The sequence below is a fragment of the Stenotrophomonas sp. P5_A9 genome (assembly GCF_056400525.1).
The window spans coordinates 1-20,817 of sequence record NZ_JBFULC010000004.1 but is presented as its reverse complement, the minus strand read 5'-3'; the positions used below and the strand labels follow the sequence as shown (position 1 = coordinate 20,817).

The following is a 20,817-nucleotide window of genomic DNA, read 5'->3' as shown; positions in this document are numbered from 1 at the left end:
GGCTAAGGGGAAGGGCAAGACGGCATGGGTGTGATGCGGGCACCAGAACGCGCTGACAGGGGCTGCTTTTCCTTGTTATCGCCGTACCCCGCCGCTAGGCTTGCCCCCGTTCGCAGCGTTTTAAGAGGTGCGTGGATGACGATTCGAGTGTATCTGGTGGACGATCATGCGCTGGTGCGTACCGGCATGAAGATGATCCTGTCCAACGAGACCGATATCGAGGTAGTCGGTGAAGCGGACTCCGGGGAAGATGCGTTGCCTGAAATCCGCCACCTGCGTCCGGACGTGGTGCTGTGCGACCTGCACCTGCCGGGTGTAAGCGGCATGGAAGTCACCGAACGGGTGGTGCGTGGCGACCACGGCACGCGCGTGGTGATCGTGTCGGTGCTCGAGGATGGCCCGATGCCCAAGCGCCTGCTCGAGGCTGGCGCGTCCGGTTACATCGGCAAGGGCTGCGATGCGCAGGAACTGCTGCGCGCCGTGCGCGACGCGGCCATGGGCCGGCGTTACCTCGGCAGCAGCATCGCGCAGAACCTGGCGCTGTCCAACGTGGAAGGCAGCCAGTCGCCGTTCGACACCCTGTCCCCGCGCGAACTGGAAGTGGCCCTGCTGCTCACCCAGGGCCTGCGCCAGGAAGACATCGCCAAGCGCCTGAGCCTGAGTGCCAAGACGGTAAACACGCACAAGGCGCGCCTGTTCGAGAAGATGGGCATCCACGACAACATCGCCTTGGCGCGCATGGCCAGCCAGTACGGCCTGGTGGATCCGGCGCGACCGATGTAACTGCCGAAGGCATGTGCGGTTCTTTGCCCACACCGGGGCAAGCAGAAGCGTCATTTGACTCTTTCTGGCGCGGGTCGGTGGGTCGGGCGCTGTGCCCCCATGCCCTTTCCGGCGAATGTCCTCCGGCGTCGGCCTGCGGCCGCCACCTCCTCCTTTATTTCGCCTCCAAGGGCATCGGGCCCCAGCGCCCGACCCACCGACCAGTAGGCCCCTGGCGCAAATGTCCCCCGGCCGCGTGGCGGCCTCCTCCTTGATTTTGCCCAGGAGCCTACCGCCCGCTACGGGGCCCTCACGCTCGCGGTAGCCCCGAACGGAGACACCACCCGATCCACCGTCGCCGGCACTGCCCGTCCACACGAGTAGCCTCTCACTCACGCTGCGAAGGCCCTCGCAACGAGACGCGCCGCTCAGATGGGAGAAGAACCATAAAAAAACGCCCGGGCAAGCCGGGCGTTTCGTTGTGGCACGTTACCGGTGGAGCCACCACGCTTGGCGGCTCACCGATACGGACCTCAGTGCGCCCGCACCCGCGCCACGATCTTGGCCGCCTGCGCCGCGCTGTCGCGCACCTTGTCCCACTGACCGTGCTCGATCCAGCTCCCCGGCACCATCCACGACCCGCCGATGCAGACCACGTTCTTCTGCTCCAAGTACTCGGCCGCCGTGTCCTCGGTGATGCCACCGGTCGGGCACAGCTTCAGGTCCGGAATCGGGCCGGCCAGGCCCTTGATCATCGCCAGCCCGCCCACGGCCGAGGCCGGGAACAGCTTGCACACCCGGAACCCACGCGCATACAGCGCCAGCATCTCCGTCGGCGAGGCCGCACCGGGTACCACCGGCAGCACCGCCTGCGCCAACGCATCGGCCATGTGCGCCGGCGTCCCCGGCGTCACCAGGAAATCCGCGCCCGCATCGATCGACTGCTGCATCTGCGCCACCGTCAGCACCGTGCCCGCACCCACCACCACATCGGGCAGCTCGCGCTTGAGCATCGCCAGTGCCTCCATCGCCACCGGCGTACGCAGCGTCAACTCGATCGCCGGCAGCCCGCCTTCCAGCAGCGCGGCACTGACCGCGCGCGCCTGGTCGAGCGTATGCACGGTCACCACCGGCAGGATGCCGGCGGCAAGCAGCAGGGATTCGGCGCGTTTCTGGTGTTCGGCGATGCTCATGTGTTCTTTCTCTCTTCTCAATGACTGAAGCGCAAAAAGCGCCGAAATGTGTCGGGAGGCAGCGGTTGGCCCTGATCAGGACCGTCAAGCGGCATGGGCCCGACGCATGCGTCGGGCGGGTTGGGCAGGACGCCCAACCCTGGCCTTGCTGTGTACGCAGGATCGCGTACACGCGCAAGCCGCTTGCGAGCCCCCATGGATGGGTTTACGGCGTGTCCTGATCAGGGCCAACCGCTGCCTCGGCCAGGACAACCAACCGCTGCGTTTGCTTCAGGCGTCCTTCGCCTCATGCGGCGCATCCGCCGCCGCCGCATCACGACCCAGATCGTACTCGGCGTCGTAATTCCAGATATCGCCCTCGGCCGTCGCCGGCCCGCACGAAATCGAAATCGCGCCCTGGTCGGCCGGACCCACCACGCGCCGGTTCAGCGCGAACAGATTGCGGCCCAGATCGTTCGCCGCCGGTGCGGTGTTGGGTGCCGGCGCGCGCGCGGCGAATTCCGCCGCATCCACCAGCAACTCCAGCGTGCCGGCTTCACCATCCAGGCGGATGATGTCGCCCTCGCGCACCCGCGCCAGCGGACCACCGCGCGAGGCTTCCGGGGTCATGTGGATGGCCGCCGGGAACTTGCCCGATGCGCCCGACAGACGACCATCGGTCACCAGCGCCACCCGCCGTCCCTGGTTCTGCAGCAGCCCCAGCAGCGGCGCCAGCGAATGCAGCTCGGGCATGCCATTGGCACGCGGCCCCTGGTAACGCACCACCGCAACGAAATCGTGCGGCAGCACGCCGGCCGCATGCAGCTTGTTGAGTACCTGCGGCGCATCGACCACCACGGCCGGTGCCTCGATCGTGCGGAACTCCGGCTTTACCGCCGACAGCTTGATCAGCGAACGGCCCAGGTTGCCGCGCAGCAGGCGCAGACCGCCCTGGGCTTCAAACGGCTCGGCCACGCCACGCACCACGCCGGGGTCGGCGCTTTCGCGCACACCGTCGACGTAGGTCAGCGTGCCATCGCGCAGCGCCGGCTCCTGGCCGTACTGGCGCATCCCGCCTTCGGCCACGGTCTGTAGGTCGGCGTGCATCAGCCCGGCGTCCATCAGTTCGCGGAACACGAACGCGGTGCCGCCGGCGGCGGCGAAACGGTTCACGTCGGCCTCGCCGTTGGGGTACACGCGTGCCAGCAGCGGCACCAGCTGCGACAGCTGGTCCATGTCGTCCCAGGTCAGCACGATGCCGGCCGCGCGTGCCACCGCGATCCAGTGGATGGTGTGGTTGGTCGAACCGCCGGTGGCCATCAGCGTCACCACCGCGTTGACGATCGCGCGCTCGTCGATCAGGCGGCCGAGGGGACGGAAGTCATCGCCCAGTGCACTGATTTCCAACGCGCGCTCACCGGCGCGACGGGTCAGCGCATCGCGCAGCGGTGTATCCGGATTGACGAACGACGCGCCCGGCAACTGCACGCCCATCGCCTCGAGCAGGGTCTGGTTGGAGTTGGCGGTGCCGTAGAAGGTGCAGGTGCCCGCGCCGTGATACGAGCCGGCTTCGGCTTCCAGCAGTTCTTCGCGGCTGGCCAGGCCGGCCGCGTAGCGCTCGCGCACTTCGGCCTTCTGCTTGTTCGGGATGCCCGGGGTCATCGGGCCGGCCGGCAGGAAGATCGCCGGCAGGTGGCCGAACGCCAGCGCGCCGATCAGCAGGCCCGGCACGATCTTGTCGCACACGCCGAGGTAGACGCTGGCATCGAACATGTCGTGGCTCAGGCCGATCGCGGTGGACTGGGCGATCACATCGCGCGAGAACAGCGACAGCTCCATGCCGCCGCGGCCTTGGGTGACACCGTCGCACATCGCCGGCACGCCGCCGGCCACCTGCGCGGTGGCGCCCATGTCGCGCGCGGTCTGGCGCAGGATTTCCGGGTAGTGCTCGAACGGCTGGTGGGCCGAGAGCATGTCGTTGTAGGCAGTGATGATGCCCAGGTTCGGGGTGACCCCGCCGCGCAGGCGCGACTTGTCGGTCGGGCCGCAGGCGGCGAAGCCGTGGGCGAGGTTGCCGCAGCTCAGGCGCGAGCGGAACGGGCCGTCGCGCAGTGCGGCATCGATCCCGGCAAGGTACGCGGCGCGAGAGGCGACGCTGCGCTGGACGATGCGCTGGGTGATGGCATGGAGTTGGGGATGCAGGCTCATTGGCTACCGGCTATGAGAGGGCGAACGGAACAACACCGGGAGAGATCAGTCACACCAGTGGACGCGCAGTTTCGCGCCGTCGAGATCGATCGCGTTGAGGATGGGATACAGCTGCGGATTGTTGCTTTCCAGCGCCTGCTTGAGCACTTCCAGCTTCTGCTTGCCGCGTAGCAGCAGCAGGCGCTGGCGGCTCTGCTTCAAGCCGTGCGGGGTGAGCGTGATGCGCAACGGCCACTGATTGGCACCGGGGCAACCGGTGGCGTCCAGCGCGGCGTAGGGCAGGGTGCTTTCCAGTGCGCGGTTCAGGTCCTTGGAGCCGGGAAACAGCGAGGCGGTATGGCCGTCGTTGCCCATGCCGAGCACGCTCAGGCACGGTGTCTGGCTGTGCTGGGCCTGCAGGTTGGCGGTATACACGCACTCGGGCAGCGGCTTGCCGACCCGCACCAGCGGATCGAAATGCGCGCCTTCGGCACGCGCCAGGAAGCTTTCGCGGACCAGCCAGGCATTGCTGTCGCGATCCTGCGGCGACAGCCAGCGCTCATCGACCAGGCTCACTTCGACCCGGTCCCAGTGCACGTCCAGTTCGGCCAGCGCCTGGTAGACCGGGGCCGGCGTGGTGCCGCCGGACAGCAGCATGCGCGCGCGGCCGAAGGTGGTGATGTCCTGGTTGAGCGCCTGTGCCATTTCCGCGGCGATGGCTTCGATCCAACCATCGGCATCGCCGTGGCGGATCAGCGTGAAGCGGTCGGAGGTGTCCAGCGTATTCATGCGTTGATTCCTGGCAGGTCGCGCTCGACATCGGCGGCGTAGGCGGCCGAACCGAGCAGGCCGGCATGCGGGTGCATCACCGCCAGCGAGGGAACGCGGGCCATGATCGAAGAGAAGCGTCCCTTGTGTTCGAAGCGCTGGCGGAAGCCGGAATGCTGCAGGGAATCGAGCATCTTCGGGGTCAGGCCGCCGGTGAGGAACACGCCATCCCAGGCGCCCTGCATCAGCACCAGGTCGCCGGCGATGGCGCCGAACACCGCGCAGAACACATCCACCGTGCGCATCGCCTGCGGGTCGCCGTGCAGCGCACGGGCAGTGACGTCCACTGGCTGCAGCTGGCCCGGATCGATGTCGGCCATCTCGCAGACCGCGCGATGGATGTTGACCAGGCCGGGGCCGCAGATCAGGCGTTCGTTGGAGACGCGGCCGAACTGCTCGGAGAGGATTTCCAGGATGCGGATTTCTTCTGGCGTGCCGGGCGGGAAGCTGACATGGCCGCCCTCGGTTTCCAGCGGATAGCAGCGGCCGTGGCGCAGGATCAGCCCGCCCACGCCCAACCCGGTACCCGGGCCGATCACCGCGTAGTTGCGCGGCTGGCCCGGCTTGCCCGGCACCCACGCCGCACCGCCGACCTGGACCACGTCCTGCGGCTGCAGCAGCGAGATCGCCATCGCCTGCGCGGCGAAATCGTTGATCAGGTGCAGTTCGTCGAAGCCGAGCATCAGCGCGGTGCGGCTGCGCGAGATCACCCAGGGGTGGTTGGTGATGCGCGCCTCGTCGCCGTCCACGCGGCCGGCCACGGCGAACACGCCGCGTTTGGCCTGCGCGCCGACCTGTTCCAGATAGTGCTGCGCCGCCTCGCCCAGCGAGGGGAAATCAGCGACCGCGAATTCGCGGATGCTGTCCTGCTGCAGCGGTGCGTCCAGGCTGGTGTCGGCGAGGGCGAAGCGGGCGTTGGTGCCACCGATGTCGGCAACCAGGACCGGTTGGTTCTGCAGCGTCATGCGTTGCCGTCCTTGCGGTCGGCATCCACTTCGACAGGCAGGAAACCGGCGGCCTCGGCCGGGCCCCATTCGCCGGCCGGGTAGGGCTGCAGCGGCAGGTTGGCGGCCTTCCAGGCATCGCTGACGCTGTCGATCCACGCCCACGCGGCACGCACTTCGTCATCGCGCACGAACAGCGCATGGTTGCCGTTGAAAGCGTCCAGGAACAGGCGTTCGTAGGCGATGCGGCGATGCAGGCCGGTGGGGACGGACAGTTCCAGTTCCAGCGGATGCAGTTCCAGCGCGCCCCATTCCGGGCCGGCCAGCGAGCTCATCAGGCCCAGCTCGATGTTCTCCTGCGGCTGCAGCTGGAAGACGATGCGGTTGGGGGTGGCGTTGCGACGGTGCGGACGCTCGAACAGCCAGTGGGTGACCGGCTTGAGCGTGACCACCACGCGGGTGGTGCGCTCGGCCAGGCGCTTGCCGGTGACCAGGTGGAACGGCACGCCGGACCAGCGCCAGTTGTCGATGTGCGCGGTGACCCCGGCGAAGGTTTCCACGTCGCTGCCTTCCGGCGGCTGGTAGGCCTGGGCCGGCTGGCCGTTGATGGTGCCGGCGGTGTAGCGGCCGCGGACGCTGTCACGGGCGGCGTGCTTGGCATCGAGCGGGCGCAGGGCGCGCAGCACCTTGACCTTCTCGTCGCGGATGCGGTCGGCTTCCAGCGAGGCTGGCGGCTCCATCGCCACCAGGCACAGCAGCTGCAGGATGTGGCTCTGGACCATGTCGCGCAGCGCGCCGGAGCGGGCGTAGTAGGCATCGCGGCCATCCACGCCTTCGCTCTCGGCAACCAGGATGTGCACCGATTCGATGTAGTTGCGGTTCCATACCGCTTCCAGCAGCGTGTTGCCGAAGCGCAGCGCGATCAGGTTCTGCACCGCCGCCTTGCCCAGGTAGTGGTCCAGGCGGAACACGCGGTCTTCGTCGATCCACTGGCCGATGGTGGAGATGATCTCCTCGGCGCTGGCGCTGTCGCTGCCGATCGGCTTTTCCAGCATCAACCGGTGCGGCGCGGCCAGGGCGCCGCCCTTGGCCAGGCCTTCGCAGGTGGAGATGTACAGGCCCGGCGGGATGGCCAGGTAGCTCACGCAGTGACGGTCGACCAGGTCGCTGACCGACTCGGCCACCGAGTCCGGGTTGCGCAGGTCCACCGAGCGGTAGTCGATGCGCATCAGCAGCGAGTGGATGTCTTCCTGGCTGGCCATCGGCATGGCCTGCTGCAGCCGCGGCCGCAGGATTTCGCGGAATCCGTCGGTATCGTGCGGGGACAGGGCCAGCGCACGGATCTTGAAATCTTCCGCCAGCAGGCCGTCGCCCAGCAGGCGCAACAGGGAGGGGAACAGGTAGCGCTGGGCCAAGTCGCCAGTGGCGCCGAACAGGAAGAGGGTGTCGTGCATCGCTCGAGTTTCAGATCCGGGTGACATCGTTGTCAATCGCTTCTCGTCTATGTTCTCGGGGGTCTCGCCGGGCGTGATGTCCGATGTTGCAGAGGCAACATGAACAGGCACGCGCCTGCGCATCATGGGGCATGTTGCGGGCGGATCGGGCGACTGTGGGCTCGCCGATGCGTCGCGGTCATGACCGACCAACGGATACTGCCACGTGAAAACGTTTACATGGCAGAATGAGCAGACTGTATTCGATTGCAGTGGTCGCCGTCATGCGGCACCACGCCATCGACCTGCCATCGGGAGGGCCGAGGGCAGTTCCGCACAACAGCCCGGCAGCGGGCGGACTGGAATGGGTGATATGGCAAAAGTGCAGTTGCAGGGCGTGCGCAAGGTCTACGACAACGGCCAGGTGGCCGTTCAGGGCGCGACCTTCGAAGTGGCCGATGGGGAATTGATGGTGCTGGTCGGGCCGTCCGGCTGTGGCAAGTCGACCTTGCTGCGCATGGTCGCCGGGCTGGAGGAGATCAGCGGCGGCACGCTGACGATCGGCGACCGCGTGGTCAACGACGTGGCGCCCAAGGACCGCGACATCGCCATGGTGTTCCAGAGCTATGCGCTGTACCCGCACATGACCGTGGCCGAAAACCTGGCCTTCGGCCTGAAGCTGCGCGGCCACGACAAGGCCACGATCAGCAAGCGCGTCAACGAGGCGGCCGAAACGCTGGGCCTGACCGACATGCTCGACAAGCTGCCCAAGGCGATGTCCGGCGGCCAGCGCCAGCGCGTGGCGCTGGGTCGCGCGCTGGTGCGCGAGCCGGCGGTGTTCCTGCTGGATGAGCCGCTGTCCAACCTCGACGCCAAGCTGCGCCACAGCGTGCGCACGGAAATCGCGCAGCTGCATCGCAAGCTGGGCACCACCATGATCTATGTGACCCACGACCAGGTCGAGGCGATGACGCTCGGCCAGCGCATCGTGGTGCTCAAGGACGGCGTCATCCAGCAGATCGATACGCCGATGGCGCTGTACGACCGTCCGGCCAACCTGTTCGTGGCCGGCTTCCTCGGCAGCCCGGCGATGAACGTGCTGCGCGGGACGCTGCAGCGCACCGACAGCGGCATCGTGGTGCAGGAAGCGCAGCTGACCGCGCCGCTGGGGCAGGCAACGGTGGATCCGGCCTGGATCGGCAGGACGCTTGCGGTGGGCGTGCGACCGGAGCACCTGCAGCCGGCCGCGGCCGAGGATGCGACGGGCTTCGAGGCGACCATCGACGGCATCGAGCCGGTCGGCAACGAGATCTTCGTCAACATGACCAGTGGCGGCCAGGCGCTGGTGATGCGCGTGGCGCCGCAGGCGTTGCCGCAGGTCGGCGAGAGCATCCGCGTGGCGATCCACCCGAAGGGGCTGCATTTCTTCGATGCGGACACCGGCGAACGCTTGAACGCCGACTGAGGGTGCGGGCGGGTTGGCGGGGGTGCCGGCCAGCGGCCGGCAGGGCACGCGTGGCTGCTGGGTTCATGAGGTTGCCGGCCAGCGGCCGGCAGGGCACGCGTGGCTGCCGGGTCATGAGGTTGCCGGCCAGCGGCCGGCAGGGCACGCGTGGCTGCCGGGTTCATGAGGTTGCCGGCCAGCGGCCGGCACTACGGGGGCTCGGTAGTGCCGGCCGTTGGCCGGCTCCACGCATATGCATCAACGCGCGCGGTGTGGCGCATCGACCAACGGTTGATGCCTACCGCGCCAGACCCTCCAGCAACGGCAGCGGCACGGCGTCGATGCCATCCACCGACAACGGATCGCCGGGCATCTCCAGCGGCAGTACCGCTAGCGCCAGGTCGCCGGCCACGCTGGCCAGGGTGCCGATGGCGGTCCCGTTCTGCTGGACCTGCGCGCCGCTGACTGCGCCGTCGACCACGCGCAGCAACTGCAATGCGCGCTTGGCCTTGCCCAGGAAATGGGTGCGGGCCACGATTTCCTGGCCGGGATAGCAGCCCTTCTTGACGCTGTAACCGTTCAAGCGGTCCAGGCCGAGTTGCTGCGGGGTCCATTGTTCGCGTTGCGGCAGGTCCAGCCGCGGCACGCCGTAGCGCAGATCGGATTGACGCCAGGCCAGATCGAAGCCGGCAGAATCGGCGGCTTCATCGGCGTGCGCCGGGGCAATGCGCAGCGTCCGCGGCAGCGCGTAGCTGCCCACATCCAGCTCCAGCGTCTCACCATGTGCAGCGATTGCTGCGCCCGAGGCGGCGTCCGGTGCGGTAAAGCTGCCGGCCACGATCAGGTCATTGCGGACCGCGATCCTGACCTTGCGACGGAATACAAAACGCTGCAACTGCGACGCAATCGCATCGGCATCACCGTCGGCGAGCACCAGCAGCACCGTGTCCGGGTCCACGCGAATCAGCTGGAACACAGCAATGGTGCGGCCTTTGGCGCTCAGCCAGGCGCTCCATTGCCAATGCCGCTCGGGCAGGGCGGTGACGTCGCTGGAAAACTGGGCGTGGGCAAATGCCGCTGCATCGGTGCCCTCCAGACTGAGCAGCTGGTGACCGGGGAGGCGCGGAAAGCCGTTGAATTCCATGGGCAGGTTGTCAGGCACGTGAACGGGGTCTAAAATTTGTGCGTTGCGAGACCACCCATGATAGGCCAAACAACCCCCACTCCAGAATCCGACTCCGATGCCCCGCAGGTCGACGAGAAGCAGCCGCTTCCCGAGACGCCCGCGGTGCCTGTGGAGATTGGTGGCCGCGGCGGACTCGATCCGGTGCGGTATGGAGATTGGGAGAAAAACGGACGCTGCATCGATTTCTGATCAGCATTGAGCCAACGCGGCATTGCGCCGCCCAGCCGAGACAACGAGCCCAGCGAATGGCCGCCAGAGAACGTCCCCTTTCCCCGCACCTTCAGGTGTATCGCTGGCAGATCCAGATGGCCACCTCGATCCTGCATCGAGCCACCGGCATCTTTCTGTCTGTTGGAGCCCTGATCATTGCCGGCGGCCTGCTCGCCCTGATGATGGGTCCTGAATCCTGGAACTGCTTCACCGGCCATGCCGGCAGCTGGTACGGCAAGCTGTTCCTGTTCGCATGGACCTGGTCCTTCGCCTACCACCTGTGCAATGGCCTGCGCCATATCGTGCAGGACTTCGCGATCGGCTTCTCCATCCCCGCCTTCGTGCGCAGCAGCTGGATCTCGGTGTTCGCCAGCCTGGTGATCACCGCGCTGGTGTGGGCCTACGTCTTCCTGGGAGCGGCCGCATGAACAAGTACCGTACCCCGCTGAAGAACGTGCGTGGCCTGGGCGCCGCCAAGACCGGCACCGAGCACTTCGTGATGCAGCGCCTGACCGCCACCGCGCTGGTCGGCCTGACCATCTGGTTCCTGGTGTTCGTGCTGAGCCTGATCGGCGCCGATTACGTGACCGCCACCGACGCGGTGTCCAAGCCGTGGAATGCGGTGCTGCTGGTCGGCTTCCTGGTCGCGATGTTCTGGCACGCCCAGCTCGGCCTGCAGGTCGTGCTGGAAGACTACATCCACAACTCGCTGCTGGCCCTGGCGCTGCAGACCACGGTGAAGTTCATCGCCGTGCTCGGCGCGATCGTCAGTGTGTTTGCGGTCGCCCGCATTGCGCTCGGCGTTGCCTGAGTCCAGGCACCAAGACAGGAATCCAGATTAGATGTCCGCTTACAAGATTACGGAACACAAGTACGACATGGTCGTGGTCGGCGCCGGCGGTGCTGGCCTGCGCGCTACGTTCGGTCTTGCCGCCAAGGGCCTGCAGACCGTCTGCCTGACCAAGGTCTTCCCGACCCGTTCCCACACCGTGGCCGCGCAGGGTGGCATCTCCGCCGCGCTGGGCAACATGGGTGAGGACGACTGGCGCTACCACTTCTTCGACACCATCAAGGGCTCGGATTGGCTGGGTGACCAGGACGCGATCGAGTACATGTGCCGCGAAGCGATTCCGGCCATCATCGAACTGGAGCACTACGGCGTGCCGTTCAGCCGTACCGAAGAGGGCAAGATCTACCAGCGCCCGTTCGGCGGCATGACCACCAAGTACGGCGAAGGCCCGTCCGCGCAGCGTACCTGCGCCGCCGCCGACCGTACCGGCCACGCCATGCTGCACACGCTGTACCAGCAGTCGCTGGCGCACAACGCGCGCTTCATGATCGAGTACTTCGCCCTCGACCTGATCTTCGATGACGAAGGCGTCTGCCGCGGCGTGCTCGCCCTGGACATGGCCGACGGCTCGCTGCACCTGTTCCGCGCCCACGGCGTGGTGCTGGCCACCGGCGGCTACGGCCGCGCCTACTTCAGCGCCACCTCGGCCCACACCTGCACCGGCGACGGCGGCGGTCTGGTCATGCGTGCCGGCCTGCCGATGCAGGACATGGAGTTCGTGCAGTTCCACCCGACCGGTATCTACGGCGCCGGCTGCCTGATCACCGAAGGCGTGCGCGGCGAAGGCGGCATCCTGCGCAACAGCAACGGCGAGCGCTTCATGGAGCGCTACGCACCGCACTACAAGGATCTGGCCTCGCGCGACGTGGTGTCGCGTTCGATGACCATTGAAATCCGCGAAGGCCGCGGCGTCGGCGAGCACAAGGACCACATCCTGCTCGACCTGACCCACCTCGGCCCGGGCGTGATCGACGACAAGCTGCCGGGTATCGCCGAAAGCGCGCGGATCTTCGCCGGCGTGGACGTGCACTCCCAGCCGATCCCGGTCATCCCGACCGTGCACTACAACATGGGTGGCATCCCGACCAACTACCACGGCGAAGTCGTGCGCAAGGTCGGCGACAACCCCGATGCGGTGGTGCCGGGCCTGTATGCGATCGGCGAAGCGGCCTGCGTCTCCGTGCACGGTGCCAACCGCCTGGGTTCGAACTCGCTGCTGGATCTGGTCGTGTTCGGTCGTGCGGTGGCCAACCGTTGCGCTGAGACCATCAAGTCCGGCGCGCCGCACAAGACCCTGCCGTCGGATGCGTGCGACAAGGCGCTGGGCCTGCTGGACAAGCTGCGTTACGCCAACGGCGACACCCCGACCTCGGTCATCCGCGACAACATGCAGCGCACCATGCAGAACGATGCAGCGGTGTTCCGTACCAGCAAAACGCTGGAAGAGGGCTGCGCCAAGATGTCCGAAATCTTCGACTCCTTCCAGGACGTCAAGGTGACCGACCGCTCGCTGGTGTGGAACTCGGACCTGATCGAAACCTACGAGCTGAACAACCTGCTGCTCAATGCGGTGGCAACGATCAATTCGGCCGAACAGCGCAAGGAAAGCCGTGGCGCGCATGCGCATGAGGACTTCCCGGACCGCGACGACGTCAACTGGCAGAAGCACACGCTGGTCAACGTCGACGACAACGGCAAGTGCAGCTTCGACTACCGTCCGGTGCACATGTACACGTTGAGCAAGGACGTGGACGTGGTGCCGCCCAAGCCGCGCGTTTACTAAGAGACCTGCGGCATGACCTCCGTCCACGCAGCGCTCGCGACCACCGCCACCCACCCGGGTGGGGTGGTACGTGCGCCGCTGGCCGGCGGTGTCGACTTCCTCATCTTCCGTGCAACCCGCGCCTGCTTCGCAGCGCGAGCCGCCTGAGCCAACGAGAACAGCCATGGCCGAGTTTTCCCTCCCCAAGAATTCCAAGATCGGAAAGGGCAAGCACTTCCCCGCCAAGAGCGGTGCGAAGAACACGCGCACTTTCAAGATCTACCGCTGGAGTCCCGACGACGACAGCAACCCGCGTACCGACACGTACGAGATCGACCTGGACAGCTGCGGCCCGATGGTTCTGGACGCGCTGATCAAGATCAAGAACGAGGTCGATCCGACCCTGACCTTCCGTCGTTCGTGCCGCGAGGGCATCTGCGGTTCGTGCGCGATGAACATCGACGGCACCAACACGCTGGCCTGCACCCGCGCCATCGCCGACTGCGGCAAGGCCGAAGTGCCGATCTACCCGCTGCCGCACATGAGCGTGGTCAAGGATCTGGTTCCGGACCTGACCCACTTCTACGCGCAGTACGCCTCGATCAAGCCGTGGATCCGTACCCAGACCCCGCCGCCGCCGGATCGCGAGCGCCTGCAGTCGCCGGAAGACCGCAAGAAGCTCGACGGCCTGTACGAGTGCATCCTGTGCGCGTGCTGCTCGACCAGCTGCCCGAGCTACTGGTGGAACGGCGAGCGTTACCTGGGCCCGGCGATCCTGCTGCAGGCCTACCGCTGGATCGTCGACTCGCGCGATGAAGACACCGGTGCGCGCCTGGACGAGCTGGAAGACCCGTTCAAGCTGTACCGCTGCCACACCATCATGAACTGCTCGCGGACCTGCCCGAAGGGCTTGAACCCGGCGCTGGCCATTGCCGAGATCAAGAAGCTGATGATGGCGCGCCGCGCCTGATTGAGTGGTTTCAGCACCGCCCGCGCGCAGGCGCGGGCGACATCGGCGGCACCGACCGGAAGGTCTGGTGCCGCTGTCGTTTCGGGCGACCCAGCGGTCGCCGCCTTTATGGATGCATCCACGTCGATGGACGAAGCCACTGAACTGAAGAAGCTGCGCTGGCGTTGCCGCCGCGGCATGCGCGAGCTGGACCAGCTGTTCGGCCGTTACCTGGACCGTTGCTGGTTGCAGGCCCCTACCGAAGAGCGCGAGGTTTTCCTGTTCCTGCTGGAGAGCGAGGACGATAAGTTGTGGCGCTGGTTCATGGGTTACGAGGAGTGCCCGCATGCCCAGCCCGCCGCGCTCATCGCCCGGATCCGCGCCCTGCCGGCTTGAGTGGCGCCCCTCGCGCTGGCAGTGCGGGGCGCAGCTGCTGATCACCGCGCTGGCGCCTTGGGCGCTGTGCAGCAGTGACCTGCCCGCCGGGCTGCGCTGGCCCGCATCGCTGCTGGCCCTGTTGTTGGGCGGGGCCGAGGCATGGCGGTATTGGCGGACGCCGGCGCAGCGCATCGTGATTCTGCCTGGTGAAGCCTTGGCACAGGTAGACGGCAAGGCCGTCGAGGACCTGCAATTGTCCGATCGCGGGGTCCTGCTGCAACTGGCCTGGCGCCAGCAGGGGCGGCGGCGCTGGCGGCTGTTCTGGCCCGATACGCTGGCGCCGGCGTCGCGACGTGAACTGCGTCTGGCCGTCCGCGCACACTGCATTTCCCGTTCACGTCCGGCAGTGGCACCATAGCCTGAATTGTCCGGCGCACCTGCATGTTCAAACCCATCCCTGTTTCAATCGGTCTGCGCTATCTGCGCGCCAAACGCCGCAACGGTTTCATCTCCTTCATTTCGATGGCCTCCATCCTCGGTATCGCCCTTGGCGTTACCGTGCTGATCACCACGCTGGCGGTGATGAGTGGTTTCCAGAAGGAAATCCGCGACCGCCTGCTGCAGATGACCGCCCATACCACCATCACCACCGACGGCGCGCCGATGTCGGACTGGCAGCGTGCGGTGGATACGGCCAAGAAGGATCCGCGCGTAGCGGGTGCCGCGCCGTATATCGAGATCCAGGCCATGCTCAGCGGTCCGCGCGTGCAGGGTGCGATCGTGCAGGGCATCGATCCGGCGCTGGAGCCGGGTGTCTCGGTGATCAACCAGAAACTGGTCAAGGGCAGCTTCGACAGCCTTACGACCGGCAGCTACAACCTGCTGGTCGGCAAGGAGCTGGCGATCTGGCTGGGCGTGGATGTCGGCGACACCGTGCTGGTGACGCTGGCCGAAGTGCAGGGCACCCCGGTCGGGGCGATGCCGCGGCTGAAGCGCTTCACCGTCAGCGGCATCTTCGAGGCCGGCTACAACGAAATCGACAAGGGCGTGGCGTTCGCCAACATGGCCGACCTGGAGCGCGTGCTGCGCATGGACGGGGTCACCGGCGTGCGGCTGAAACTGCATGACATGGACAAGGCGCTGGACGTGGGCGTGGACCTGGCCCACACCCTGGGCGGCGGTTACCGGGTCAGCGACTGGACCCAGCAGAACGCCAACCTGTACCACTCGCTGCGCATGGAAAAGGTGGTGATGGGCATCCTGCTCTCGCTGATCATCGCCATGGGCGCGTTCAATCTGGTGTCCTCGCAGGTGATGCTGGTCACCGACAAGCAGGCCGACATCGCCATCCTGCGCACGCTGGGGCTCACCCCGGGCGGGGTGATGCAGGTGTTCATGGTGCAGGGCTCGCTGATCGGCATCATCGGCACCGTTGCCGGCGTGATCGGCGGCATCACCCTGACCTTGAACCTGGAGCGCATCCTCGGTGCGATCGAAACCCTGTTCAACGTCAAGCTGCTGCCGGAGGACGTCTACTACATCACCGGCCTGCCGACCGACATGCAGACCCCGGACATCATCGTCATCACCGTGATCGCGCTGGCCATGAGCTTCCTGGCCACGCTGTACCCCGCGTGGCGCGCCGCCCGCACCCAGCCGGCGGAGGCCCTGCGCTATGAATGAGCCGATCAACCGCGGCGATGAAGTGATCCGCGCCGAAGGGCTCGCCAAGACCTATGCCGAAGGTCGCATGCAGACCCCGGTGTTCAACGGCCTGGATCTGAGCGTAACCGCCGGTGAGACGGTGGCCATCATCGGTGCCTCCGGCGCCGGCAAGAGCACCCTGCTGCACCTGCTGGGCGGGCTGGATACGCCGACCGCCGGTGAGGTGTTCGTGGCCGGCCAGCGCATGTCCGGGCTGTCTGACGGCCAGCGTGGCCAGCTGCGCAACCGCGCGCTTGGCTTTGTGTACCAGTTCCACCACCTGCTGCCGGAATTCACCGCGCTGGAAAACGTGATGATGCCGGGGCTGCTGGGCGGCGAAGCGGTGGCGACGGCCAAGAGCCGCGCGCAGGCCCTGCTGGAATCGGTCGGGCTGGGGCATCGGCTGGAGCACAAGCCCGGCGAGCTGTCCGGCGGCGAGCGCCAGCGTGCCGCCGTGGCGCGCGCGCTGGTCAACCGGCCGGCGTGCGTGCTGGGCGACGAGCCAACCGGCAACCTGGACGACAAGACCGCCGGCACCGTGTTCGAGCTGATGCTGGAGTTGAACCGTGCGTACCACACCAGCCTGGTGCTGGTGACCCACGACCGCAGCCTGGCGCGCAAGCTCGACCGCGTGCTGGAGCTGCGCGAAGGGCGCCTGCACGCACTGGCCCACAGCCAGGTCTGAGCTGGCCGCTGAATGGCCGGCGCGACCATGGCGCCGGCCTCACGCGAGGGGTGCATCATCGGCGCATTCATCCCCGATGGAGGCGCCATGAAGACCCTGATCGCAACCGCCGCGCTGTGCCTGACCCTGGTCGGCTGCGCGACCACCGGCCGCTTGAGCGGCGATGAGCGGCTGGCCCTCTACCGTGCCCATGCCGGCCCGCCGCAGCAGGACATGCCGCTGTACGGATCGTTGTCGGGTTGGACCGAACTGGGCGACAGCGCGTTGGCAGTGTGGACGCGGCCGAGCGAAGGCTATCTGCTGGAACTGCGCGGGCCCTGCCAGGGCCTGGACTACGCGCCGGCGATCGCGCTGACCAGCAGGGTCGGGCGGGTCTCGGCACGCTTCGACAAGGTGCTGGTGCGCGACCCGACCCAGGGCCCGATGAACATGCCGTGCTTCATTGACAGCATCCGCAAGCTGGATGTGCAGGCCCTGCGTTCCTCGGAGAAGCAGCTGCGCCAGGCGCAGGTGCAGGAGCGCGAGGAAGCCCAGGCCGCGCCGGCGAAGTAACTGCGTGCCGGCCGTTCGGCCGTCGCGTAGGGCGTCTCATGATCGGTCGTTGCGTCCCGGCCACTGCCGCGCGCGCGGGCGGAGAATGCATGGCAGCGGGGTGCCGCCGGAGGAGCCGATCGCTGCCGGCTGCAGGTCGGCAGCGCGCTGGAATCACGCCTCGGGAACGAATCCGGCCGGCTTCTCGGCGTCCTTCTCGAACAGGTATTTCACCAGCTCGGTTTCCAGGAACGCGCGGTGCTTGGGATCGCGCGGCGACAGCCGGTTTTCGTTGATCAGCATGGTCTGGTGCGCCAGCCAGGCACTCCAGGCGCTCTTGCCGATGCCGTTGAAGATGCGCTGGCCCAGTTCGCCGGGGTAGGGCACGAAGTCCAGGCCTTCGGTGTCGCGTTGTTCGTACTGGCAGAAAACGGTGCGGGGCATGGCTTACTCGGAATCGGGTGAGGATGGTGCGCGTCGCATTGTACGGCGCTTGGGCGATGCGGGCGGCGCGCCGGTCTCCAGCAGCTTGCGGATCGGGGCGGGCAGGCCAAGCGTGGCCAGTGCCTGGGCATCGACCCAGCGCAGGCCGGGATCTTCCGCGCGCAGGCCCTGCACCCGGCACACCAGTACCTGCAGGTGCAGCCGGTAATGGCTGAAGGTGTGCTGCAGCACCGGCAGCGGCTCGGCATCTTCCAGCGAACCGTCGATGTGCGCGTCGAACCAGTCCTGCAACTGCATGCCGCTGTCGGCCTGCGGCAGCGTCCACAGCTGTGCCCAGATGCCGGTGTCCGGCCGCTTCTGCAGCAATACGCGGCCGCTGCCGTCGCGCAGCAGCAACGCCACCGCCTCGCGTTCGGGCAGGGTCTTGCTCGGTTTGGGCGTGGGCAGCTGGTCCGTGCGGCCTTCGCGGCGTGCCACGCAGTCGTCCTGCAGCGGGCAGATCGCGCACGCGGGCCGGCTGCGGGTGCAGATCGTCGCGCCCAGGTCCATCTGCGCCTGGGTGTAATCGGCCAGGCGCGCGTCGGGCACATGCTGTACGTGTGCTTCGGCCAATGCCCACAGCATTTTTTCCACCGCCGGCAGGCCGGGGAAACCCTCGATGCCGTGGTAGCGGGTCAGCACGCGTTTGACATTGCCGTCGAGGATCGCAAAGCGGTCGTTCCAGGCCTGGCTGAGGATCGCGCCTGCCGTGCTGCGGCCGATGCCCGGCAGCGCATGCAGCGCATCGACATCGCGCGGCAGCTCGCCGCCGTGCAGCTCGACGCAGCGCTTGGCCGCCGCATGCAGGTTGCGCGCGCGGGCGTAGTAGCCCAGCCCGGCCCACTGCGCCATCACCGCATCGTTGCTGGCGGCCGCCAGGGCGGGCAGGGTGGGGAACACCTGCAGGAATTTCAGGAAGTAGGGGATGACCGTGCTGACCTGGGTCTGCTGCAGCATGATCTCCGACAGCCACACCCGGTACGGCGAGCGTGGATGCTGCCACGGCAGATCATGCCGGCCGTGGCCGTCGAACCACGGCAGCAGGCGCGCGACGAAGGCATCGTCGGTGGGCGTGGGGGCGCTGGCGGTTGGCTGGCGTGGCAAGGGGATTCCCGGTGAGGGGGTAGAGCCACCCCATGGGTGGCTGCGCTGAATCTGGCTGCGCCGGCCGCCGCATAAGCGCGGGCCAGCCTGGTCGAGCAGCCACCCATGGGGTGGCTCTACCGGAGGCGCGCGTATGTCCCGCGCGCCGTCCGGTCAGCCGCCCAGTGCGTCGGGCAGCAGCGCGTCGACGAAGGCTTCTGGGTCGAACACGCGCAGGTCTTCCGGACGCTCGCCGATGCCGGCGAAGCGGATGGGAATGTTGAACTCGCGCGCCAGCGCGAACACCACGCCGCCCTTGGCGGTGCCGTCCAGCTTGGTCACCACCAGCCCGGTCACGTTGACCGCGGCATGGAACTGACGCAGCTGCGAAAGCGCGTTCTGGCCGGTGGTGCCGTCGATGACCATGAGCACTTCGTGCGGGGCGGCCGGGTCGATCTTGCCGAGCACGCGGCGGATCTTGCCCAGTTCGTTCATCAGCCCGCCCTGGGTGTGCAGGCGGCCGGCGGTGTCGGCGATCAGCACCTCGGTGCCGCGCGCCTTGCCGGCCTGCAGGGCGTCGAACGCCACCGACGCGGCGTCGGCGTTCTGGCCCTGCGCGATCACGGCCACGCCGTTGCGCTCACCCCAGGCCTGCAACTGGGCCACGGCGGCGGCGCGGAAGGTGTCGCCGGCGGCCAGCATCAGGCTGTGGCCGTCGTCCTTGAAGCGCTTGGCCAGCTTGCCGATGGTGGTGGTCTTGCCGACGCCGTTGACGCCGACGGTGAGCACCACGAAGGGCTTGGCGTTGCGGTCGATGACCAGGGGCTTGGACACCGGCTGCAGGATCGCGATGAGTTCGCCACGCAGCGCGGCCAGCAGCGCGTTGGCATCGGCGAATTCGCGCGCCTTCATGCGCTTGCGCAGGCCTTCGACCAATGCGGTGGTCGCACCGACACCAACGTCGGCGGTGATCAGCGCGGTTTCCAGTTCATCCAGCAGGTCGTCGTCGAGCTTGGGGTTGCGCGAAAACAGACCGCCGAAGCTGCGCGCGATGACGCTGTTGCGCAGCCGGTCGCGCCAACCGGGCTTGCCCGGCGCGGCGGCGGGGGCGCTGTTGTCATCGGGCACGGTGGCCAGCGGCTGCGCGGCTTCCTGCACGATTTCGCTGGCGACCAGCACCGGCGGCGGCAGCGGGGCGGCGATCGGTTCGGCGATGGCGACCGGGGCGGTCTGGACGATGGGTGCGACCGGTGCCGCAGGTGCCGCTACGACCGGCGCCGTCGGTGCCGCAGGTGCTTCCACGACCGGTGCGGCCGGTGCCGGGACGACCGGCGGCGCCGCTTCCGCGGGCGCAACCGGCGCGACCGCTGGTGCAGGCGCGGCCACCGGCATGACGACGCTGGGAACCGTGGCAGCCGGCGGCTGGACGGGCGCGGGCGCCGACGGGCCGTCTTCACTGGCCTGCGGGAACGCCGCTGCCAGCTCTTCGGCCGAGTAGTGCTGGGTCTTGGGCGCGTCCTGCGGAGCGTCCTGGGGCTTTTTGCGACGGAAGAAACTGAGCATTGGATTCGGCGCTGAAATCAGGGGGATATGCTACCACTGCGCCCTTGGACGGCAGTGCGAACGTGGGGTGGTGCAGTGTCGGCGGGCAGCCGACCAACGGTCGGCTCTACAGTCTGTGGTGGTGCGGCCGTTAACGGCTTTGGATGCCTGCGTCATCGGACGCCGGCCATGCATCGTGGAGTGCAGCAGCGTGAACGTGATGTCCATTGCCAGCTCGGGCATGCGTGCCGCGAGCCTTGGGGTACAGGCCGCTGCGGCCAACGTGGCGCGTTTGCCGGTGGAGGCTTCCCCCCGGATCGGGGTGGCACAGAGCTCGGTGGTCGGAGGCGGGGTGCAGGCCAGTCTGGTCGAGGGCGTGCCCGATCCCGGCGCACCGGTTTCAGACCTGCTTGCCGCAAAGGACGCGGTGCTGACCTTCAGTGCCAACGCCGCGTTGATCCGCCGCAGCGACCAGATGCTCGGCGCGTTGCTGGACGAGCGCGCCTGAGACCGGATCGACGCAGCTGACCGGGGGCGCCGGCCGCTGGCCGGCTCCCTGCAGTCACCGGTAGTGCCGGCCGCTGGCCGGCTCCCTTCAGTCACCGGTAGTGCCGGCCGCTGGCCGGCTYCATGCACATGTTTCCGAAGTTAATGTAGTGCCGGCCGCTGGCCGGCTTCATGCAA

General features: G+C 67.6%; 22 protein-coding genes. 13 read left to right on the top strand and 9 right to left on the bottom strand.

The annotated features are described in order from the left end of the window. Positions 1-135: 135 nt before the first annotated feature. Positions 136-783 carry a response regulator gene (locus AC1DR7_RS02050; protein ID WP_256774079.1) on the top strand — a complete coding sequence of 216 codons (648 nt, stop codon included), beginning with the start codon at positions 136-138 and terminating at the stop codon, positions 781-783. Between the two features lie 512 nt (positions 784-1,295). On the opposite strand, the gene AC1DR7_RS02045 is transcribed toward AC1DR7_RS02050, so the two are convergent. The 5 genes from AC1DR7_RS02045 to zwf form a co-directional block, all read right to left on the bottom strand. Beyond that, positions 1,296-1,955 (bottom strand): bifunctional 4-hydroxy-2-oxoglutarate aldolase/2-dehydro-3-deoxy-phosphogluconate aldolase, encoded by a 660-nt coding sequence (locus AC1DR7_RS02045; RefSeq protein ID WP_457320386.1) that lies wholly within the window; start codon positions 1,953-1,955, stop codon positions 1,296-1,298. A 270-nt stretch (positions 1,956-2,225) separates the two neighbouring features. Next, the gene (gene edd / locus AC1DR7_RS02040; RefSeq protein ID WP_256774077.1) at positions 2,226-4,142 is read right to left on the bottom strand and encodes a phosphogluconate dehydratase; all 1,917 of its coding nucleotides are present in this window, start codon (positions 4,140-4,142) and stop codon (positions 2,226-2,228) included. 45 nt (positions 4,143-4,187) lie between these two features. Continuing rightward, positions 4,188-4,910, bottom strand: a complete 723-nt coding sequence (gene pgl, locus AC1DR7_RS02035) for a 6-phosphogluconolactonase (RefSeq protein ID WP_457320388.1) — start codon at positions 4,908-4,910, stop codon at positions 4,188-4,190. Beyond that, positions 4,907-5,914, bottom strand: a complete 1,008-nt coding sequence (glk, locus tag AC1DR7_RS02030; protein WP_256774075.1) for a glucokinase — start codon at positions 5,912-5,914, stop codon at positions 4,907-4,909. Before glk ends, pgl begins: the two co-directional genes overlap by 4 nt. Further along, positions 5,911-7,347, bottom strand: a complete 1,437-nt coding sequence (zwf, locus tag AC1DR7_RS02025; protein ID WP_478051858.1) for a glucose-6-phosphate dehydrogenase — start codon at positions 7,345-7,347, stop codon at positions 5,911-5,913. Before zwf ends, glk begins: the two co-directional genes overlap by 4 nt. Positions 7,348-7,699: 352 nt before the next feature. Between zwf and AC1DR7_RS02020 the strand changes: the two genes are divergently transcribed. Next, positions 7,700-8,791 (top strand): ABC transporter ATP-binding protein, encoded by a 1,092-nt coding sequence (locus AC1DR7_RS02020; protein WP_256774073.1) that lies wholly within the window; start codon positions 7,700-7,702, stop codon positions 8,789-8,791. A 277-nt stretch (positions 8,792-9,068) separates the two neighbouring features. Here the strand turns inward: AC1DR7_RS02020 and ygfZ are convergent, their stop codons facing one another. Continuing rightward, positions 9,069-9,932 (bottom strand): CAF17-like 4Fe-4S cluster assembly/insertion protein YgfZ, encoded by an 864-nt coding sequence (gene ygfZ / locus AC1DR7_RS02015; protein ID WP_478051648.1) that lies wholly within the window; start codon positions 9,930-9,932, stop codon positions 9,069-9,071. A gap of 39 nt (positions 9,933-9,971) precedes the next feature. On the opposite strand from ygfZ, the gene AC1DR7_RS02010 reads away from it, so the two are divergent. From AC1DR7_RS02010 to AC1DR7_RS01965, 10 genes are all read left to right on the top strand, one after another. Next, on the top strand, positions 9,972-10,145 hold the full coding sequence (locus AC1DR7_RS02010; protein ID WP_256774071.1) for a DUF1674 domain-containing protein: 174 nt from the start codon (positions 9,972-9,974) through the stop codon (positions 10,143-10,145). A 56-nt stretch (positions 10,146-10,201) separates the two neighbouring features. Further along, positions 10,202-10,594, top strand: coding sequence for a succinate dehydrogenase, cytochrome b556 subunit (gene sdhC / locus AC1DR7_RS02005; protein ID WP_256774070.1), 393 nt, complete (start codon positions 10,202-10,204; stop codon positions 10,592-10,594). Next, a complete protein-coding gene (gene sdhD / locus AC1DR7_RS02000; RefSeq protein ID WP_088432212.1) occupies positions 10,591-10,977 on the top strand; it encodes a succinate dehydrogenase, hydrophobic membrane anchor protein in 387 nt (128 codons plus the stop codon). The genes sdhC and sdhD overlap by 4 nt, the downstream gene beginning before the upstream one ends. 31 nt (positions 10,978-11,008) lie before the next feature. Next, the gene (sdhA, locus tag AC1DR7_RS01995; protein ID WP_256774069.1) at positions 11,009-12,799 is read left to right on the top strand and encodes a succinate dehydrogenase flavoprotein subunit; all 1,791 of its coding nucleotides are present in this window, start codon (positions 11,009-11,011) and stop codon (positions 12,797-12,799) included. Positions 12,800-12,962: 163 nt separating this feature from the next. Beyond that, entirely contained in the window at positions 12,963-13,748 is a 786-nt protein-coding gene (locus tag AC1DR7_RS01990; protein WP_038689041.1) for a succinate dehydrogenase iron-sulfur subunit, read from the top strand. 126 nt (positions 13,749-13,874) lie between these two features. Beyond that, positions 13,875-14,123 (top strand): FAD assembly factor SdhE, encoded by a 249-nt coding sequence (locus AC1DR7_RS01985; protein ID WP_128095617.1) that lies wholly within the window; start codon positions 13,875-13,877, stop codon positions 14,121-14,123. Continuing rightward, entirely contained in the window at positions 14,074-14,523 is a 450-nt protein-coding gene (locus AC1DR7_RS01980; RefSeq protein ID WP_256774067.1) for a hypothetical protein, read from the top strand. Before AC1DR7_RS01985 ends, AC1DR7_RS01980 begins: the two co-directional genes overlap by 50 nt. A gap of 23 nt (positions 14,524-14,546) precedes the next feature. Beyond that, positions 14,547-15,788: a lipoprotein-releasing ABC transporter permease subunit gene (locus AC1DR7_RS01975; protein WP_256774066.1), complete on the top strand. Its 1,242-nt coding sequence runs from the start codon at positions 14,547-14,549 to the stop codon at positions 15,786-15,788. Then, on the top strand, positions 15,781-16,494 hold the full coding sequence (gene lolD / locus AC1DR7_RS01970; protein ID WP_256774065.1) for a lipoprotein-releasing ABC transporter ATP-binding protein LolD: 714 nt from the start codon (positions 15,781-15,783) through the stop codon (positions 16,492-16,494). The genes AC1DR7_RS01975 and lolD overlap by 8 nt, the downstream gene beginning before the upstream one ends. A gap of 87 nt (positions 16,495-16,581) precedes the next feature. Continuing rightward, the gene (locus tag AC1DR7_RS01965; RefSeq protein WP_457319174.1) at positions 16,582-17,046 is read left to right on the top strand and encodes a DUF6491 family protein; all 465 of its coding nucleotides are present in this window, start codon (positions 16,582-16,584) and stop codon (positions 17,044-17,046) included. Positions 17,047-17,199: 153 nt separating this feature from the next. Here the strand turns inward: AC1DR7_RS01965 and AC1DR7_RS01960 are convergent, their stop codons facing one another. From AC1DR7_RS01960 to ftsY, 3 genes are all read right to left on the bottom strand, one after another. Then, on the bottom strand, positions 17,200-17,469 hold the full coding sequence (locus tag AC1DR7_RS01960) for an oxidative damage protection protein (protein WP_038689032.1): 270 nt from the start codon (positions 17,467-17,469) through the stop codon (positions 17,200-17,202). Positions 17,470-17,472: 3 nt separating this feature from the next. Beyond that, a complete protein-coding gene (gene mutY / locus AC1DR7_RS01955) occupies positions 17,473-18,612 on the bottom strand; it encodes an A/G-specific adenine glycosylase (protein ID WP_457319173.1) in 1,140 nt (379 codons plus the stop codon). A gap of 153 nt (positions 18,613-18,765) precedes the next feature. After that, entirely contained in the window at positions 18,766-20,154 is a 1,389-nt protein-coding gene (gene ftsY / locus AC1DR7_RS01950; RefSeq protein WP_457319172.1) for a signal recognition particle-docking protein FtsY, read from the bottom strand. A gap of 199 nt (positions 20,155-20,353) precedes the next feature. Between ftsY and AC1DR7_RS01945 the strand changes: the two genes are divergently transcribed. After that, the gene (locus tag AC1DR7_RS01945; protein ID WP_478052525.1) at positions 20,354-20,641 is read left to right on the top strand and encodes a hypothetical protein; all 288 of its coding nucleotides are present in this window, start codon (positions 20,354-20,356) and stop codon (positions 20,639-20,641) included. Positions 20,642-20,817: the final 176 nt, after the last annotated feature.

Coding starts and splice junctions, on each gene's coding strand:
- AC1DR7_RS01975 (WP_256774066.1), top strand. CDS start 14,547: ATGTTCAAACCCATCCCTGTTTCAATCGGTCTGCGCTATCTGCGCGCC.
- AC1DR7_RS01980 (WP_256774067.1), top strand. CDS start 14,074: ATGCCCAGCCCGCCGCGCTCATCGCCCGGATCCGCGCCCTGCCGGCTT.
- ftsY (WP_457319172.1), bottom strand. CDS start 20,154: ATGCTCAGTTTCTTCCGTCGCAAAAAGCCCCAGGACGCTCCGCAGGAC.
- AC1DR7_RS02050 (WP_256774079.1), top strand. CDS start 136: ATGACGATTCGAGTGTATCTGGTGGACGATCATGCGCTGGTGCGTACC.
- glk (WP_256774075.1), bottom strand. CDS start 5,914: ATGACGCTGCAGAACCAACCGGTCCTGGTTGCCGACATCGGTGGCACC.
- edd (WP_256774077.1), bottom strand. CDS start 4,142: ATGAGCCTGCATCCCCAACTCCATGCCATCACCCAGCGCATCGTCCAG.
- AC1DR7_RS01985 (WP_128095617.1), top strand. CDS start 13,875: ATGGACGAAGCCACTGAACTGAAGAAGCTGCGCTGGCGTTGCCGCCGC.
- sdhD (WP_088432212.1), top strand. CDS start 10,591: ATGAACAAGTACCGTACCCCGCTGAAGAACGTGCGTGGCCTGGGCGCC.
- AC1DR7_RS01965 (WP_457319174.1), top strand. CDS start 16,582: ATGAAGACCCTGATCGCAACCGCCGCGCTGTGCCTGACCCTGGTCGGC.
- AC1DR7_RS02045 (WP_457320386.1), bottom strand. CDS start 1,955: ATGAGCATCGCCGAACACCAGAAACGCGCCGAATCCCTGCTGCTTGCC.
- pgl (WP_457320388.1), bottom strand. CDS start 4,910: ATGAATACGCTGGACACCTCCGACCGCTTCACGCTGATCCGCCACGGC.
- zwf (WP_478051858.1), bottom strand. CDS start 7,347: ATGCACGACACCCTCTTCCTGTTCGGCGCCACTGGCGACTTGGCCCAG.
- sdhC (WP_256774070.1), top strand. CDS start 10,202: ATGGCCGCCAGAGAACGTCCCCTTTCCCCGCACCTTCAGGTGTATCGC.
- AC1DR7_RS02020 (WP_256774073.1), top strand. CDS start 7,700: ATGGCAAAAGTGCAGTTGCAGGGCGTGCGCAAGGTCTACGACAACGGC.
- AC1DR7_RS01990 (WP_038689041.1), top strand. CDS start 12,963: ATGGCCGAGTTTTCCCTCCCCAAGAATTCCAAGATCGGAAAGGGCAAG.
- sdhA (WP_256774069.1), top strand. CDS start 11,009: ATGTCCGCTTACAAGATTACGGAACACAAGTACGACATGGTCGTGGTC.
- AC1DR7_RS01945 (WP_478052525.1), top strand. CDS start 20,354: ATGTCCATTGCCAGCTCGGGCATGCGTGCCGCGAGCCTTGGGGTACAG.
- AC1DR7_RS02010 (WP_256774071.1), top strand. CDS start 9,972: ATGATAGGCCAAACAACCCCCACTCCAGAATCCGACTCCGATGCCCCG.
- lolD (WP_256774065.1), top strand. CDS start 15,781: ATGAATGAGCCGATCAACCGCGGCGATGAAGTGATCCGCGCCGAAGGG.
- AC1DR7_RS01960 (WP_038689032.1), bottom strand. CDS start 17,469: ATGCCCCGCACCGTTTTCTGCCAGTACGAACAACGCGACACCGAAGGC.